Source organism: Thermonema lapsum, assembly GCF_011761635.1.
GTDB lineage: Bacteria > Bacteroidota > Bacteroidia > Cytophagales > Thermonemataceae > Thermonema > Thermonema lapsum.
In genome coordinates, this window is record NZ_JAASRN010000001.1 from 1,072,860 (window position 1) to 1,089,295 (window position 16,436).

Annotated in this window: 9 protein-coding genes and 1 tRNA gene; 4 read left to right on the forward strand and 6 right to left on the reverse strand. The window is 48.1% G+C overall.

Features of this window, described 5'->3' with window-relative positions:
• Positions 1–46: 46 nt before the first annotated feature.
• The 3 genes from FHS56_RS04775 to FHS56_RS04785 form a co-directional block, all read right to left on the reverse strand.
• A complete protein-coding gene (locus FHS56_RS04775) occupies positions 47–568 on the reverse strand; it encodes an NADPH-dependent FMN reductase (RefSeq protein WP_166918708.1) in 522 nt (173 codons plus the stop codon).
• Positions 565–1,341, reverse strand: a complete 777-nt coding sequence (locus FHS56_RS04780) for an SDR family NAD(P)-dependent oxidoreductase (RefSeq protein WP_166918709.1) — start codon at positions 1,339–1,341, stop codon at positions 565–567. Before FHS56_RS04780 ends, FHS56_RS04775 begins: the two co-directional genes overlap by 4 nt.
• A 75-nt stretch (positions 1,342–1,416) precedes the next feature.
• On the reverse strand, positions 1,417–2,349 hold the full coding sequence (locus FHS56_RS04785) for a 1-aminocyclopropane-1-carboxylate deaminase/D-cysteine desulfhydrase (RefSeq protein WP_208409628.1): 933 nt from the start codon (positions 2,347–2,349) through the stop codon (positions 1,417–1,419).
• On the opposite strand from FHS56_RS04785, the gene FHS56_RS04790 reads away from it, so the two are divergent.
• The 4 genes from FHS56_RS04790 to uvrC are packed head-to-tail and all read left to right on the forward strand — an operon-like array spanning position 2,330 to position 9,698.
• Positions 2,330–3,355 (forward strand): RluA family pseudouridine synthase, encoded by a 1,026-nt coding sequence (locus FHS56_RS04790; RefSeq protein WP_166918710.1) that lies wholly within the window; start codon positions 2,330–2,332, stop codon positions 3,353–3,355. The genes FHS56_RS04785 and FHS56_RS04790 overlap by 20 nt on opposite strands.
• A 51-nt stretch (positions 3,356–3,406) precedes the next feature.
• Positions 3,407–5,596: a type IX secretion system periplasmic lipoprotein PorW/SprE gene (porW, locus tag FHS56_RS04795; protein ID WP_166918711.1), complete on the forward strand. Its 2,190-nt coding sequence runs from the start codon at positions 3,407–3,409 to the stop codon at positions 5,594–5,596.
• Positions 5,597–5,621: 25 nt separating this feature from the next.
• The gene (locus tag FHS56_RS04800) at positions 5,622–7,874 is read left to right on the forward strand and encodes a penicillin-binding protein 1A (RefSeq protein ID WP_166918712.1); all 2,253 of its coding nucleotides are present in this window, start codon (positions 5,622–5,624) and stop codon (positions 7,872–7,874) included.
• Between the two features lie 3 nt (positions 7,875–7,877).
• The gene (gene uvrC, locus FHS56_RS04805; protein ID WP_166918713.1) at positions 7,878–9,698 is read left to right on the forward strand and encodes an excinuclease ABC subunit UvrC; all 1,821 of its coding nucleotides are present in this window, start codon (positions 7,878–7,880) and stop codon (positions 9,696–9,698) included.
• Between the two features lie 234 nt (positions 9,699–9,932).
• Here uvrC and FHS56_RS04810 read toward each other — a convergent pair.
• From FHS56_RS04810 to FHS56_RS04820, 3 genes are all read right to left on the reverse strand, one after another.
• Positions 9,933–10,010, reverse strand: a tRNA-Val gene (locus FHS56_RS04810).
• Between the two features lie 121 nt (positions 10,011–10,131).
• The gene (locus tag FHS56_RS04815) at positions 10,132–12,642 is read right to left on the reverse strand and encodes a DNA gyrase/topoisomerase IV subunit A (RefSeq protein ID WP_166918714.1); all 2,511 of its coding nucleotides are present in this window, start codon (positions 12,640–12,642) and stop codon (positions 10,132–10,134) included.
• An 83-nt stretch (positions 12,643–12,725) separates the two neighbouring features.
• Complete coding sequence (locus FHS56_RS04820) at positions 12,726–16,418, reverse strand: T9SS type B sorting domain-containing protein (protein WP_166918715.1); 3,693 nt, start codon at positions 16,416–16,418, stop codon at positions 12,726–12,728.
• Between the last annotated feature and the right edge of the window lie 18 nt (positions 16,419–16,436).

Sequence of the window (16,436 nt, forward strand, 5' to 3'; positions counted from 1 at the left end):
CCACTATGGGATGCGAAGTTACGCAACTTCGCAAGCAAGTACAAATTTAGCGCACCAAGGCATCGATTTGCATGTTCAACAGTTGATTGTAAAACGGATGCGTAATTTTTCCTTCTTGCAAATATTGGTCTATCTGCATCAACTTTACTCTGACCCCCACCACGTCGGCATGCAAATAAGAAAAGACATCGTTCAGGTGGCTGAGCGCCAAAGCGCCCCCTTGTATACCACTCGATACTCCCACCAAAGCAATGCGTTTGCCTTCCAGACCACTCGGATAAGGGAAGCCATCCAAAAAAGCCTTCAACACACCGGGGAAGGAACCATTGTATTCGGGAACAATGAAAACCAAACGTGTAGCAGCCAGCAAACGGTCGCGCAAACGGTTGAAATGCTCATTTTTACCTTCATTTTCATACAATGCCGTGGCTATAAAGTCAGGTGGTAGTTCGGTCAAACGTATGATATCGGCAGAGTGCCCCCTTTCATTCAACAGGGTAGCATAATAGGTGGCTACTTGCTCTGAGACAGCTTCTTTGCGATTGGTTCCTACAACTATTCCTATCATGGATTTGGATGGGTTCTTCGGTCTAAAAGGCGCCGAGCATATAAGGTGTAAAGGCGCATAAAACATTCATACAAAAATACAGGGATTGTGATGCAATAAAAAAGCCTTGAGGGGAAAATCTGCCTCTTTCCTCGGCTTACCCCTCGCAACATGGCTTTAACCACCTGTTCAGCGCTTTGGTTGGGAAAAAGCAAGGGACTTTGAGCCGTATTGAAAAAAGCGGTGCGCGTGGCAATAGGATATACCAACGTGAGCCGCCGCTCACCTTCTGCCCATAGCGTTTGCGCCCAACGGTGCAAAGCCGCCTTGCTTGCTGCATAGACAGCATAACCGGGAACCCCCAAAAATGCCATGGAAGAAGCCGTAATGCAAATCAGTGTTTGAGGATAAAGGTGGCGCAGCTGTCCGCTCACATACATCACGCCGGCGGCATTTAACATCAAAAGCGATTCTATACTTTGCCAATCGGGCGCTTCGAAACGACCATAACGGGCAAGTCCAGCATTAAGAAAAACCACATCGGGCGGATGGGCAGCCTCACGCAAGTGTGCCAAAAGGCGCTCGCAGCCCGTTCGTGTCGAGAGGTCGGCTTGCAACAAGGAAATTTTGCCACTCTGCCCGGCAAAGGCATTTATAGTCCCGGTGTTCAGGTCTATGAGCAGTAAAGAAGCGGCAACGGGCAATAGTTCCTTTGCCAAGGCATAACCAATGCCAGACGCCGCCCCGGTAATGACCACATGTTTTCCGCTAAAGAAAGAGAGCACAGAAGACATAGTTCTCCATAAGTGGTGGATTATCAAAATACATATTTTGCGACGAACCGTCGCTGTTTCAAAAAAGAAAAAACATCAATCTTTTTCGCGCAAGCCTCCGGTATGCACAAGGAGCACACGGCTGCCGGGCGCAAAATAGCCCTGCTCTACTTCGACAAAGAAAGCATAAAGCATCTTGGCAGAATACACATGCTCTATAGGCACAGACGGATAAAGCCGCCGCCAATCCTCCATGAATGCCAGCAGGGCTGCGGTAGTTTTGGCATAACCTCGATGCGCATAGCCAGTCCATATTTCAAAGTTCTGCGTATGGTATCCGGCATATGCCACCTGAAGCTTTTTCACCTCTTCAAAAAGAAAATCGCCGCCTTTAAGTACCGACACCCCGATAAGCTTTTGATGTGCTGCGGCAGCCAACGCCAAGCCTGCCAGAGTACCCCCCGTTCCGCATGGCAACAAGATATAATCGTAAGCAGCGCTCCATTCGCCCAGCAACTCCATGCATCCCGGCACTGCATACACATTGCTGCCCCCTTCGGGTACAAGAAAAAAGTCGCCAAAGAGGCGGTGTAGGTGCTCAATGAATGCAGGGCTATGCTTTTGCCGGTAATCCGAACGACTCACAAAGTGTAGCTGCATGCCTGCTTCTTGTGCAAATTGAAGTGTGGAGTTGAGCGGCTCCACACGCTCCCCCCGCACGATGCCTATGGTCTCGAAGCCTAAGAGCTTGCCTGCCGCTGCCGTAGCATACAGATGATTGGAATAAGCGCCGCCAAAAGTAAGTAGGCGCCTTTTACCCTGCTGTGCCGCCTCCAGTAAATTGTATTTCAGCTTCAGCCACTTGTTTCCCGAAATCTGTGGATGGAGGCGGTCGATGCGCAATATCTCTGCACGGATACCCCGACTATTCAAGCGGTCATCGAGCAGTGGCTGCAGTGCACTTTGTGCAAATTCTTGTAAATTTGCTTTTTCAAAAAAATTGCTGACCATGCAGGATAAGTCATTCATAGAAGAAGAGGAGTTGGATTTATATGAACACCACAAAATCGTAGTGGACAAAGGACAAAAGCCCCTGCGCATCGATAAGTACCTGATGGAACGCTTGGCAAATGCCACCCGCACAAAGATACAAAATGCCATTCATGCCGAGTTTGTAAAAGTAAACGACAAAACCATAAAACCGAACTACAAGGTACGCCCTTTGGATGTGATTACGGTGTGCCTGCCTGAGCCTCCGCGTACCGATGAAATACTGCCGGAGAACCTACCGCTTGATATAGTATATGAAGACGATGACCTGCTGGTAATCAATAAGCCGGCAGGTATGGTCGTGCACCCGGCGTATCAAAATTGGAGTGGTACACTGGTCAATGCACTCATGTATCATTTTGAAAACCTGCCCACCTCTCAAAACGGAAGCATGCGCCCCGGCTTGGTGCATCGTATCGACAAGGACACCTCTGGTTTGCTGGTAGTAGCCAAAACCGAGCTGGCAATGACTTTCCTTGCCAAGCAATTTTATGACCACACCATAGAAAGGAAATACTATGCTTTGGTGTGGGGCGTGCCCAACCCGCCACAAGGCACTGTTGCCAACTACATTGGACGCTCACCCAAAGACCGCCGTGTGATGACCGTGCTCGAAGAAGGGGAAGGCAAATATGCCGTTACACACTACAAAGTGATAGAAGACCTGCGTTATGTGTCGCTCATCGAGTGCCGCCTCGAAACAGGGCGCACCCACCAAATACGTGTACACATGCAACACTTGGGGCATCCCCTTTTCAATGACGCCGCCTATGGTGGCGACAAGATATTGCGCGGCACCTCATTCAGTAAATACAAGCAGTTTGTAGAAAACTGTTTCAGCCTGTTGCCACGCCAAGCACTGCATGCTGCCAGTTTGGGCTTTGTGCACCCACGCACCAAAGAAAAATTGTATTTTGAGCAAGCACTTCCCGAAGATATGCAGGCGGTTCTCGACAAATGGCGCCGCTACGTGCAATATGAGTAAGCTTACCGTATCGTATCATTTTTGCTTGTGATTTGTTGAAGCGATGTCGAAATGAAAGGATCACCACTTATTTACCCGCTTGCTTGTCTTAGCATCGGGCTATTGTTTTGGCAGTGCAGCCCCGAAGCCACCGGACCCGTTGCGCGTTTTTACCATAATCTCAATGCGCACTACAACGGCTATTTCCTTGCCAAACAAAGCCTCGACAGTGTAGAATATGCCATCTTTCGCGAGCGGCAAGACCATTATTTACGCCTGCTGCCGATATATCCGGAAATAGATACCAACCGGCTCAAACGATACGAGACTACCTTAAAAGACTGCATCAAAAAAGCCGCTTTTGCCATTGAGCGCCATCCCAACAGCGAATGGACCGACTGGGCTTATCTGGTCGTGGGCAAAGCTCGCTTCTATCTGCGCGACTACAACAATGCCATCAGCACATTCAAATACCTGAATGCCCAAAGCAAAAATGCTTTGGTACAAGACCTCGCCCTCACAGAGCTGCTGCGCACCTATGCCACCATAGGCGAAATGCAAAATGCCGAAACGGTCAAGAACTACCTGCGCCAACAAGGCGTGGAAGCCGGGGCACTCAAAGATTTCTACTTGGCACAAGCTTTTTATTATCAAAAGAACAAAGACACCCTGCGCACTCTTAAAAGCCTGGAGCTCGCCTTGCCCCTGCTCAAAAGCAATTCTTATCGTGCCCGCTTGCATTATCTGCAAGGGCAGCTCTATCAACAACTCAACGACCCCACCCAAGCCCTTCATGCATTCAAAGAGGTACAAAAACACCGTCCCGACTATCTGCTTTCCCTCATGGCACGCCTGCAAGTCCTGTTACTTACCGACTTCCGCAAGGTACCCTATGCCAAGGCAGAAAAGCAGTTCGAGCGCCTGCTTAAAGATGAAAAAAACCTTGAATATCGTGGCAACATATACTATGCCCGTGCCCAATATTGGCTCTACCGCAAGCGCCCCGAAAGCGCTAAAGAAGACTTCAGTAGAGCTACAAATCTAAGCCAAGACCCTCTTTACAAAGCCTACGGCTATCTTTTCTTGGCGCGCCTGCATTACGAAAATCTCAAACAATACAGAGCAGCAAAGGCTTACTACGACAGCACCCTGCAGTTTTTACCCAAAGAGGAGCCCCTGTACAACAACATACAGCGCCGAAGCAAAGTACTCAATCAGTTTGTGGAATATATAGAAACCATTGAGCTGGAAGACAGCTTGCGCACGTGGGCACAAAAAGAAAAAAGCATGAGCCCCGAAGCTTTCGACCAAGAGCTTACCCAAGTGCTGACCCGCCATGTGCGTAAGCAAATAGAAGAGGAAGAAGCACGTAAAAAAGCACAACAGCAGCAGAGCCTACAACAAGGCAGCACCCTGCAGGAGGCACTCAACCAACAAAGCAACAGGACATGGTACTTCGATGACCCCTTAGCTGTTGCCAAGGGCAAAAGTGCTTTTCGGCAAAAGTGGGGCAATCGAGCGCTTTCCGACTACTGGCGCGTGGCTTCCAAAGCCGCTTCTTATCCAGCAGATGAAAGCCTGCAAGCATCATCCACAACCAATGGCACGACCGACCCCGTAGCGCTGCAAGTCAATGCCCTCAAAGAAGAGTTTCTAAAAAAACTACCTCGTACCAAAGAAGCACTGGCGGTCTCTCACCAGCGCACACAAAACGCTCTGTTCAACTTAGGAAAAATCTATCAGTTTCAACTGTTAGAAACCGATGCTGCCGACCGTAGCTATCAGGACCTACTCAACCGCTATCCACAAAACCCCTTTCTCGAAGAAGTCTTGTATTTACGCTACCTGATTTATAAAGACAAAAACCCTGCTTTGGCACAAGAACAAAAGCAGGCATTGAAGCAGAAATACCCGACAAGCATTTACCTGAAACTCATAGAACACCCCGATTACTATCAAAAAATGCAGGCGAAGACAGCAGAAGTAGAAGCGCTCTATCACGAAGCTTTCCTCCAATACGAGCAAAAGCAGTATGCCAACGCTTTGGAAAAGCTAGAGCAGCTACAACAACAGTACCCCGACAGCCACTTGCGCGAGAAAACGGACTTTTTAGTAATTTTATGCAAGCGCGCGCTAAATCAAAACGAATGGCAGACGCTGGCAGAACGCTTTTTGCTTGCTCATCCGAAGAGCGCTTTTACCAAGCTTGTAGAGCAAATGCTTACTCAAATAGGCTCTTTACCGGCAAACACAACACCATAAAAACACATCAGAAAACACAAAATTTATGCGCATAGCATTGGAAAACGGCAAGTATAAACGCCACATCAAAACCATCTGGATGCTCTTTGTATTGGCTGTATTTGGTAGCTTCCTTTTCATTTGGGCAGTAGGTGTCAACTTTTTGGGGCTGTTCGGCGAGCTGCCCTCACTGCAAGCCCTCGAAAACCCACGCAGCGAATTGGCTTCCGAAATCTACAGTGCCGATGGCAAACTCATGGGAAAGCTCTACTTAGTCAACCGCATACCCGTAGAATATGAAGAAATATCGCCCTACGTCATCAACGCACTGATAGCCACCGAAGATGTGCGCTTTGAAAAACACGCCGGCGTGGACCTCAAAGGCTTAGGGCGTGTTTTCTTTAAAACCATTTTGTTGGGAAAACGTGAATCGGGGGGCGGCAGTACCCTCACCCAACAGCTGGCAAAAAACCTGTTTGAAACCCGTGCCAAAGAAAGCTTGGGACCTCTTGCTCGTGTGCCCGGCTTGCGTATGCTCATCATCAAAGCAAAAGAATGGATTACAGCTGTGCGCCTGGAGCGCAACTATACCAAGCGTGAAATCATTACTATGTACCTCAACGAGGTTGCCTTCGGACACAACGCCTTCGGTATAGAAGCAGCCGCCCACACCTTTTTCAACAAGCCGGCAAGCGAGCTGAATGCCATCGAAGCAGCCACCCTCGTCGGTTTGTTGCAAGCACCTTCACGCTACAGCCCTGTTTCACACCCCGAAGCCTGTCGCGAACGCCGCAACGTAGTATTGGGGCAGATGTACAAGTATGGATTTTTGGATAAAGATACCTACAGTCAAGCAATTGCCACCCCCGTAAAAATAGACTACCACCCCGAAGACCCCAACGAGGGCATTGCCCCCTACTTCCGCGCCGAAGTGCGTGAATTTATGAAGAAGTGGGAAAAAGGAAGAGGGCTACCCGAAAACAATTTCTATACTGCCGGGTACAAAATATACACCACCATCGACTCGCGGGTACAAGCTTATGCCGAGCAAGCGATGGTTGCCCATATGAAAGAGCGTCAAAAACGCTTCAATCAAGTATGGAGCAAGCTCGACCCTTGGTACGAGGTTCCGGGTTATCTGGAAGCCGCGGCGCGGCAGTCGGAACGCTACCGTACCCTCAAACAACAATACGGCGACGATGAAAAAGCCATCTTTGCCGAAATGCGCAAGCCCATTCCTATGACTGTCTTCTCATGGGAAGGTGAAAAAGACACCATCATGAGCCCCATGGACTCTATTCGCTACTACAAGCGCTTTTTGCATGCCGGGCTTGTGTGCATAGAAGCCCAAACAGGCAAGATACGTGCTTGGGTCGGTGGCATCAATTTCAAACACTTCCGCTATGACCATGTCAAACAAGGACGTCGCCAGCCGGGTTCTACTTTCAAGCCAGTTGTCTATGCCACGGCTATAGATATGGGCTACACCCCTTGCTACGAGATGGTGGACAAAGCAGTTACCTTTGGCGATTGGTCGCCGCAAAACAGCTACGGCGGTTTCACCGGCAGAAGCTACACCTTGCGCCAAGCGCTGGGGCGCTCTATCAATACCATCGCCGCACAGCTCATCATGGAAATAGGCGTGCAAAATGTAGTAAAATTTGCTCGGCAGCTGGGCATCACCAGTCCCCTGGACCCCGTAGGCTCCTTGGCTTTGGGTTCCAGTGCTGTTACACTCTATGAGCTGTGCCAAGCCTATTCGGTCTTCTTGAATCAAGGCAAACGCATCGACAACATATACATCTCGCGCATTACCGACCGCAACGGCAAAGTAATAGAGGAGTTCATACCCGATGCCCGCGAGGTGATGAGTGAAGAAAAAGCCTATATGATGCTGCATATGCTCAAAGCATCTTTAGAACCGGGCGGCACTTCAGTGGGACTGCATCGCTATGGCATCACACAAAACAACGAAATTGCTGCCAAAACCGGTACCACACAAAACCATGCCGATGGTTGGTTCATAGGCGTTACCAAAGATTATGTAGCCGGCGTATGGGTGGGCGGCGACGACATGTACATCCGCTTTCCCTCTATCCTTGATGGGCAAGGGGCTGTGCTCGCACTTCCCATATGGGGCAACTTCACCAAAGCCATTTACGAAGACAAAAGCATACCCTACAAACCGGGTTATTTCCCCCGCCCTGCACAAATCAGTGTAGAGCTTGATTGTAACAAATTGCAGGAAGGAGTCAGCGATAAAATTAAAATTGAAATCATAGACGACGAGGCGCTGTAAGCTATGAGCAGCACAAACAAAGCTCACTTGGAAGAAACCCTCAGACTCTTGCCCGATGAGGCAGGAGTCTATCGTTTTTATGATGCCGACGGCAAACTACTCTATGTAGGCAAAGCCAAATCGCTACGGAAAAGGGTGCGCTCCTACTTTAAATCCCCAGCACAACTTAACCGTAAGACACAACGGCTAGTACAACAAATTGAGCGCATCGAATACACCGTCGTGCCCTCCGAACAAGATGCCCTGCTGCTTGAAAACAACCTCATCAAGACGCATCAACCCAAGTACAACATTCTGCTCAAAGACGACAAGACCTACCCTTACATCTGCATTACGAAAGAAGACTTTCCGCGTGTGTTGACCACCCGCCGCATAGACCAATACATGGGTGAGTATTTCGGTCCCTATGCACAACCCACTGCCATGTATGAAGTGTTGGACCTGCTCAAGCAACTGTTTACCATACGCTCGTGTCATCTGCCACTTACACCTTCCGGCATTGCACAAGGCAAGTTTGCCGCCTGCCTCGAATACCACATAGGCAATTGCCAAGCGCCCTGCGAAGGAAAGCAAAGCATGGAAGAATACAATGCCGACATAGAACAGGTACGACACGTGCTCAAAGGGCAAATAGCAGAGGTAAAAGCTTTTTTTGAAGAAAAAATGCGGGCAGCTGCCGCTGACTTACGCTTCGAAGAAGCCCAATTCTGGAAAGAAAAAATAGAAAAGCTGCAAGTATTCCAACAGAAACGCACCGTCATCAATCCCAAATACGGCGACTTGGCAGTGATTGTGCTCAATAAGCCGCAAGCGGGCAAAGGCTATGCCTGCTTTTTCTATATCCGCCAAGGAGCTATTATCCATACCGAGACCTTTGCCATACAGTGCCCATTAGAAGATACCGAAGCGGAAATCATGGAGCGTGTATATGAACAAATGAAAACCAAATACCGCTTATCGGGTCAAGTACCTGTGCTGAGCAATTTAGAAATACACAGCGAGCAACTGCATACGCAAGTGCCACAAATCGGCGACAAGCGCCGCCTCATAGAGATGGGCTTGCACAATATCTACTTGTTGCGAAAAGAGGAACTAAAAAAGAAAGCCAAAAAGCAGGAACAAGAAAATCAAGCATTGATAGAACTGCAAGATGCCTTACAGCTACCGGTATTGCCGCGGCGCATCGAGTGTTTCGACAATTCCAACATACAAGGTCAACACCCCGTCGCTTCTATGGTATGTTTTATCAATGGCAAACCGGCAAAAAGCGAATACCGCAAGTTTCACATTAAAACAGTGCAAGGTCCCGACGACTTCGCCTCTATGCGCGAGGTGGTGTACCGACGCTATAAACGTCAATTAGACGAAGCGGGCGCCCTCCCCGAGTTGATTGTCATTGACGGTGGCAAAGGACAGCTGAATGCTGCACTGGATGCTCTAAAAGAGCTGGGGCTGGAAACACAAATCCCCATCATAGGCATAGCCAAACGCTTGGAAGAGATTTACCGCCCGGGCGATAAATACCCGCTGCATTTGAGTAAAAAATCGCCGGCACTACGCCTCATCCAACGCCTGCGCGACGAAGCGCACCGCTTCGCCATTACTTTTCACCGTGATAAGCGCAGTAAAGAAAGTTTCGAATCCGTACTTACGCAAATACCGGGCGTCGGTCAGAAAACAGCACAAAAGCTGCTTCAGCATTTTCGCAGTGTGCAAGCCATCCGCGAAGCTACCGAAGAGGCTCTTGTACAGGTAGTGGGCAAAAGCAAAGCACAGCAAATCTATCAGTTTCTTCACAACACGCCTCAACAAGATGATGAATAAACAAAGTATCTTGAAAGACTGAGCACTTCCCTCTTGCTTTGCGAAAGTAAAAATGCGCACAACTTGCCATTTCAAAGGAAACAAAACACCTTATTTTGAGCTTCTCAAAGCAGGACATTCAACTAAAGAAACTTCTTGCCTGCGCGAGAAATGCCAGAGGAAAGCCGAAGTAGCAAAAGGCATGTAAGGGGTTACAAAACAAAAAAGCGACACTTTTTAAGTGTGTCGCTTGCGTGGTGGGTTCTGCAGGATTCGAACCTGCGACCCCCTGCTTGTAAGGCAGGTGCTCTGAACCAACTGAGCTAAGAACCCTTTTGCTCAAATGCTGATGCAAATATAGGGCTGCTTTCTGGCTCGTGCAAATATTTTTCAAAAAAATTTGAGCGAGGATGGCTCTCCCCGCTCCCATTGGTTTGATAATCAAAACATTGCTTTATTCCTCTTCGTCGCTTGCTTCTTGCTTTACTTCCTTCACCTCAAGAATATCCTGCACAGGGAATGGGTCCCCTACCGCACGATAGCTTTTCACTTCTGCTATTTCGTCCAGCTCGAAAAGGAAGGTTTTGGATTGCTTATCTTTCCCTTTGTAAGTAACATCTGCCGACACCGAAGGCGACAAGCTGACAAAAACCAGCTCATGTCCTTCACCGTCAGGTAAGAAAGAAATACGGCGGTCAAGCGTAGAAGTTTCTATGGCAAAGCGCTTGATAAGATACTCTTTGCGCTTGGCATGATAATAAATGACTGTCACTATGGTGTCATCGTCAAGTGGCGCGATAGCCCGCAAACTGCGCTCGTCATAACGGCGCTTGTCTTCTTCTATGCCACGCACTTCATAGGTGCCCTCTTGATACACAGCAATGAGACGGGCATCTTGCGGCAATTGTCCCAGATATTGCCCCCGCCCGTCCATATTTACTTCGCCGGTCAAAGGGTCATACCAATACTTGGGGTCATCAAGTGTAGAAACGCCTTCCGATATCTTGGTGATTTTTTTCACAGGATACTTGGTCAATAGATTGCCCTTGCTGTCTCTGCCTTTGATGGCAAGTTCAGCAAAATCGAATTCAAAGATTTTATTTTTAGCACGGCAGCTTTGTGTAAGCTGCACTCTTATTTTTTCGGCTTCTCCGTTGGGGTTGGCGCTCAAATACAACACCTCCGAGCCGGGTGTGCCTTGTGTGAGGTTATACTTGCGGTCGCGAATTACCGAAAGCACCTGAAAGCGTTTCACATAGGCGGCGCCTGTCTTTCCGTCGCGATATACCATGTTATAGACCATCCGCTTGTCGCCTTTGCGAAAGACCGCCACATGCAGGATGTTTTGACCTACAAAGTCCTTCTCTTCAATTTTTTTAACTACACAGGTGCCATCCTGCAAAAAGACAATGATGTCATCGATATCGGAGCAATCGCAAACGTATTCGTCTTTTTTCAAGCCATAGCCAACAAAGCCTTCTTTGCGGTTTACATACAGCTTTTGGTTGTTGGCGACCACTTCGGTGGCTTTTATCTCGCCGAAAACGGTAATTTGCGTTTTTCTTTCCTGCCCTTTGCCATAGGTCTTCAGCAGATTTTTGAAGTAGTTGATGGCATAACGGGTCAAGTTAGCGAGATTGTTTTCTACTTCTTCAAGTTCTTTGCCGTAGGCACGCAGCTGCTCATTGGCTTTGTCAAGGTCGTATTTTGAAATACGCTTGATTTTGATTTCAGTCAACTGCACAATGTCTTCATCGGTGATTTCACGATAGAACTCCTTGGCATAGGGCTTCAAGCCCTTGCGAATGATATCAATCACCTCCTCCCAGGTTTCGGCGTTTTCTATTTTACGGTAAATGCGGTTTTCGATAAAAATGCGCTCGAGCGAAGCAAAAAGAATCTTCTCTTGCAGGTGTTGCTTTGCCAGCTCCAACTCGCGGCGCAACAGCTCTTTGGTACGTGCCGTAGAGATTTGCAAGATATCGGAAACACTCAGGTTCACCGGCTTGCCCTCGTGCAATACCCAGTAATTGGGATAGAGCGTCTTTTCACAATCGGTGAAGGCATAAAGAGCATCTATGGTTACCTCTGGCGACACGTCTCCATGAAGCTTCACAAGGATTTCCACCTCTTCGGCGGTATTGTCTATAATTTGCTTTATTTTGATTTTTCCCTTGTCGTTGGCTTTCAAAATAGAATCTATCAAGCGCTCGGTCGTAACGCCGTAGGGCACGCTGCGGATAGCCAGTGTTTTTTTGTCCACAATTTCTATTTCGGCGCGCAAGCGGATACGGTCGCCTTTCCCATCGCCTTTGTACTGAGAAACGTCCATCAAGCCGCCGGTGGGGAAGTCGGGGTAAATCATCGGTTTTTTGCCTTTGAGCACCTCTATGGAAGCTTCTATCAGCTCGCAAAAGTTGTGCGGCAGTATGTTGGTAGAAAGCCCCACGGCAATGCCTTCTACACCCAAAAAGAGAATAAGCGGAAATTTGACGGGCAGCACTACCGGTTCTTTTTTACGCCCGTCGTAGGAGAGCTGCCACTCGGTCAGCTCGGCATTGAAAAGCACTTCTTTGGCAAAAGGGGTTAGGCGTGCTTCTATGTAGCGGGCAGCCGCTGCGCTGTCGCCGGTGCGTATATCGCCCCAGTTGCCTTGGGTGTCTATCAGTAGCCCTTTTTGTCCCAAGTTCACCAAAGCTTCGTAAATAGAAGCGTCGCCGTGTGGGTGGTACTGCATAGCTTGCCCCACGATATTGGCTACCTTGTGGTAACGTCCATCGTCCATTTGCTTCATGGCATGCAAAATACGCCGCTGCACAGGCTTCAAGCCATCCTCGAGCGCCGGCACGGCACGCTCCAAAATCACATAAGATGCGTAATCCAAGAACCAGTTCTCATATAGCCCCGATACGGGCATCACCTCTTTTTCTACGTTCATATTGGCTTTTTTTCGATGATGTTTCATGTAAAATTAGAAGCATTCTCTTTAAAAATCAAAAGGAGCATGACCCAAGCCATGCTCCCGATTATACCCTGGCTCAATAAAATTCAACGCAGAATCATAAGGGTACCGGTGGTTTTCCCATTCAGTGTGATGGGGTCTCCGTTGATTTTCTTTGCGTTCAGCTCCCAAATATAAATTCCACCCGGCAGCTCTTGCCCATCGAGGCTTTTGCCATCCCAACCGATATTCATCAGGTCTTCTACTCGGTTGGTTTCATATACCAGCTGCCCAAAGCGATTGAATACACGGAAATTAAGGGTTGACACTCCAAAACCAAAAAACTTGAAGGTGTCATTCACGCCGTCGCCATTAGGCGAAAAAGCATTGGGCAAGAAGTAATCCTCTATAGCAACGACTTCAAAAGTAGTACTCACTGCACAACCTTCGCCGTAACGCACAGTAACGGTATAAGTTGTGCTGCCGGGGCGCACTGCTGTCAACACCACATTTTTTCCGGTGGGGTTGTCTATGCCTTCGGAAGGCTCCCAGAGGACCTTCTCTAAGCCATTTCCTCCCCTAATCTGTAGCTGAAGGTTCACTGTATTACCCAAAAACAATTCGATGGGGGCAGTTACAGCTTGCCCGGCGGCATCGAGTACGACAACAGACGGCTCAGAAGGGACTACAAGTTGTATTGGCGGAGAGGCAACAGTAAAACATAGGCTTTGTGCCACATAGCGATAGTAACCCGGCTGTGAAGCAGTGTAGGTAGAGGCTTCGGCACCCGGAATATTTGTCCATCCAATAGCATCATTACTTTGCTGCCATGTATAGGTAAAGGTAGGGTCGTTGATGCTTGCTTCTAAAACTACCGAGCTTCCACTACATACATAAACCACTTGGTTGTCGGCATCGTAGAACTGCGAAGAAGTAGTCACCGTGGGGGGTGGTCCTTCGGCAGGGCAGCTGTAAACCAGTATAAAATAGGCGTCGCCGCTGCCTATGGTTCGATGCGCCCCCTTCACTGAACCTATCGGATAAGTATTGGTAGTAGCAGGCAAAAGAGCTTCGTAAGTACCTAAAAAACCTGGGGCTTGTGCCGCTGCCAAATACAAGTGGTTCGAAGCATTGACCCCATCTCCATTACCAAAAAATATTTCCACTTCCCCATTGGTAGTGATACTCCCCAAATCCGTCACAAGCTTCCAGGAACGCGTGCCTATTGTTCCACTCACGCTGCTTCCAAACACTGCATTACTTGGAAGTGGTATGGTTTGGGTTTCAGCATACAACAATGCATCGCCATCTATATTTCTAAGGATAAGCCCTCTGTACTCGTTCTGTCCAGCTTCGCCTATGGGGAAGTTCACGGTGGTAAGTCCCGAACCGTTACTTAAATCCCACCATACTTTTTTGGCACGCACATAAGAGCCATTATCTCCTCCGTTTACTACCGTAGCTCGCAACATGACGAAGTCATAATTACTACGCACATAGCCGGCGGTAAGCGTAAGCGACTGATTGATAGTCAGTTTTCCTTTTAAAATCAGTTCCTTTCCGGGAGCATTGATGTCAATGCCTGCAGCAGTAAAGTCTCCATTTCCATCGGGTTGTAACGTAACGCCTTTATCTACCACAATAACATGAGGATAATTACCCGGTAAGAACTTCACTACACCACCATCTTGCAAGCGTGCAATTGCGCGGCTTAGGTCCGGTGTGTTGGTATAAGGAGTGTAAAAGCTGTTGGTTGTAACATAGGCAGTATTATTTTCAAAATAGCAATAACCGGTATTGTACACGTCTATACCGTCGATAATTTTTTCGGTTAGTGTGTATTTTTCCGCATCCAACATTGCAGAGGGCAATTTGCCGTTAAAGGAATTGGTTCTTATGTCTATATCCGTATCTACCTCTTTGCCAGCTGCGCCGTCCATAAAAACATAGTATTTCAAATTGCCGGAAAAGGTGTTATTTTCAATGCGTATGCTTTGATAAACTGGCAGAGGTTGCCCACTCACTCCCTTGTTGGCATTGTAAATAGCCACTCCCTGCCCTACATTGGGCGTGGCGGTGGCATTGAAGTTGCAGTTGGTTACCATCACACTGTTCTGCTCTAGCGAAGCCGAAGCGTCGTCCGAATCTATGATAAGATGGGTAAAATCAGCAACTCCGTTGTTAACTTGAAACTGTATGCTGTCAAGCAGCACTTGATTGCTGCCCTTTATGCTAATGCCTTTAGTAGCAACGTTGGTAAGTCGTAAGAAAAGACGTCTTATAGTAACCGAATCGCTGCTTACCTCCAGAAGGGGAGCACTGAGCGTAGAACTTGTAAGTGTAACCGTGCCATACCCCGACACAAAACCATACAAAATCATAGGGCGGTTTATTACTGATGGCTCAGCTTTATCAAAAATTCCACCTGGGTATTCTGAGTAAGACAAAACCAAGGTCCAACGCTCTGCTGGGTCCGCAGGTGTGGCATCGATGGCTTCTTGCAAGGTATTGGAGGAGGAGGAGTAGCCAATTTGACGCTTACTTTGGAAGCCATATGCCAGCGAGTCTTGGTCGTTACTTACCCTCCCATCAGACAGAAAAAAGTAGGTAACCGTTTTAAATGCATTGCGGGCATTGGGGCTTCCGCTAACATTAGCACTCTTCGTACTGGGGTCTCCCATTTTCTTCAGCGCCCAGTTATTAGCATTGGCATCAATACTGCCGCTGGGGGTTCCTGTACCTACGTCCACCAAAGGGGTAGTGCCGTTAATAAAATTTTCTCTGAAAACAATGAAATTGTGTGTATAACTGCTATAGGCATTGGGGATTCGAATAACGGGCAAGCCGCCAGAGCTCACAAAAAAATTATTCATAAAGACACAGCTTCCTGCCAACTCAGAAGCATGGATACGTACCAGCCCTTCTTCTGCTTGCGAGTCAGTGACTACTCCGTCGAACTCATTGCGTTCAATACGTAGGTTGCTGCATGCCCCTTCTATGCTCAAAGCAAAAAAGGAAGCATCAGAGTCGACCGAAGGCTTGGGCTGCCCTCTATAGCTAAAGGAAGAACAGCCGGGAGGGGAATTACTGCGCCATTGAGCTCCATTGTTCACCACATTTTCTTCAAGCAATGCATTAGTTACGTTTATCAGTCGAAAAGCGCCGTCGGCTTTCCATACATAGTTTCTACGCATGCGAAGGTCATCAATCTGCTGCACAAAAAAGCCCTCCGCATCCATTGTCAGCCCATTTTTATGTCCGATACGATTTTCCTCTATTAGCCAATGGGTAAGCTGCCCAGAGCCTGTACGTTCTATTGCCCTTTGAGTGCTCGCTGGAGTAATCATGCAGTATTGCACCGTAACATCAGAAGCGGATATTTGTATATTGGCATTCAATATTTCAAAGCCATTGATAACTACTCCGGCAGCCGTTACAACTAAACCAACGCCATCCAAAATCGATTCAGGTAGAGTAGTCGTTTCAGAACAGATCAGCGTTCTGTCCGAAGTAGGCATATTGGGCGACACATCTGCCTGCGCACCTTTTAAGGTAAGGCGCTTGTTTAGCGTAAGAGTAGCGCTTTCTCCAAGTGCAGTATTGTAGGTGCCTGCTGCCACTTGTACAATATCGCCGGCTTGCGCCCTTTGTACCGCGTAGGTGATGGTCTTACAAGGGCTGCCAGCTGAAGCACAATCACCAGCATCAGCTCCTCCGTTGGCATCTACATAGCGAGTGGTTTGAGCATAAACAGTAGCAGAAAGTAGTACTGTCAGCCAAACTAACAATATTCTTTTCATGACATTAGCACTTTGTAT

What these genes read in the sequence shown, in the direction of transcription:
- FHS56_RS04775 (WP_166918708.1), bottom strand. Translation starts at nt 568, where the DNA reads ATGATAGGAATAGTTGTAGGAACCAATCGCAAAGAAGCTGTCTCAGAG.
- FHS56_RS04780 (WP_166918709.1), bottom strand. Translation starts at nt 1,341, where the DNA reads ATGTCTTCTGTGCTCTCTTTCTTTAGCGGAAAACATGTGGTCATTACC.
- FHS56_RS04790 (WP_166918710.1), top strand. Translation starts at nt 2,330, where the DNA reads ATGCAGGATAAGTCATTCATAGAAGAAGAGGAGTTGGATTTATATGAA.
- FHS56_RS04785 (WP_208409628.1), bottom strand. Translation starts at nt 2,349, where the DNA reads ATGAATGACTTATCCTGCATGGTCAGCAATTTTTTTGAAAAAGCAAAT.
- porW (WP_166918711.1), top strand. Translation starts at nt 3,407, where the DNA reads ATGAAAGGATCACCACTTATTTACCCGCTTGCTTGTCTTAGCATCGGG.
- FHS56_RS04800 (WP_166918712.1), top strand. Translation starts at nt 5,622, where the DNA reads ATGCGCATAGCATTGGAAAACGGCAAGTATAAACGCCACATCAAAACC.
- uvrC (WP_166918713.1), top strand. Translation starts at nt 7,878, where the DNA reads ATGAGCAGCACAAACAAAGCTCACTTGGAAGAAACCCTCAGACTCTTG.
- FHS56_RS04815 (WP_166918714.1), bottom strand. Translation starts at nt 12,642, where the DNA reads ATGAAACATCATCGAAAAAAAGCCAATATGAACGTAGAAAAAGAGGTG.
- FHS56_RS04820 (WP_166918715.1), bottom strand. Translation starts at nt 16,418, where the DNA reads ATGAAAAGAATATTGTTAGTTTGGCTGACAGTACTACTTTCTGCTACT.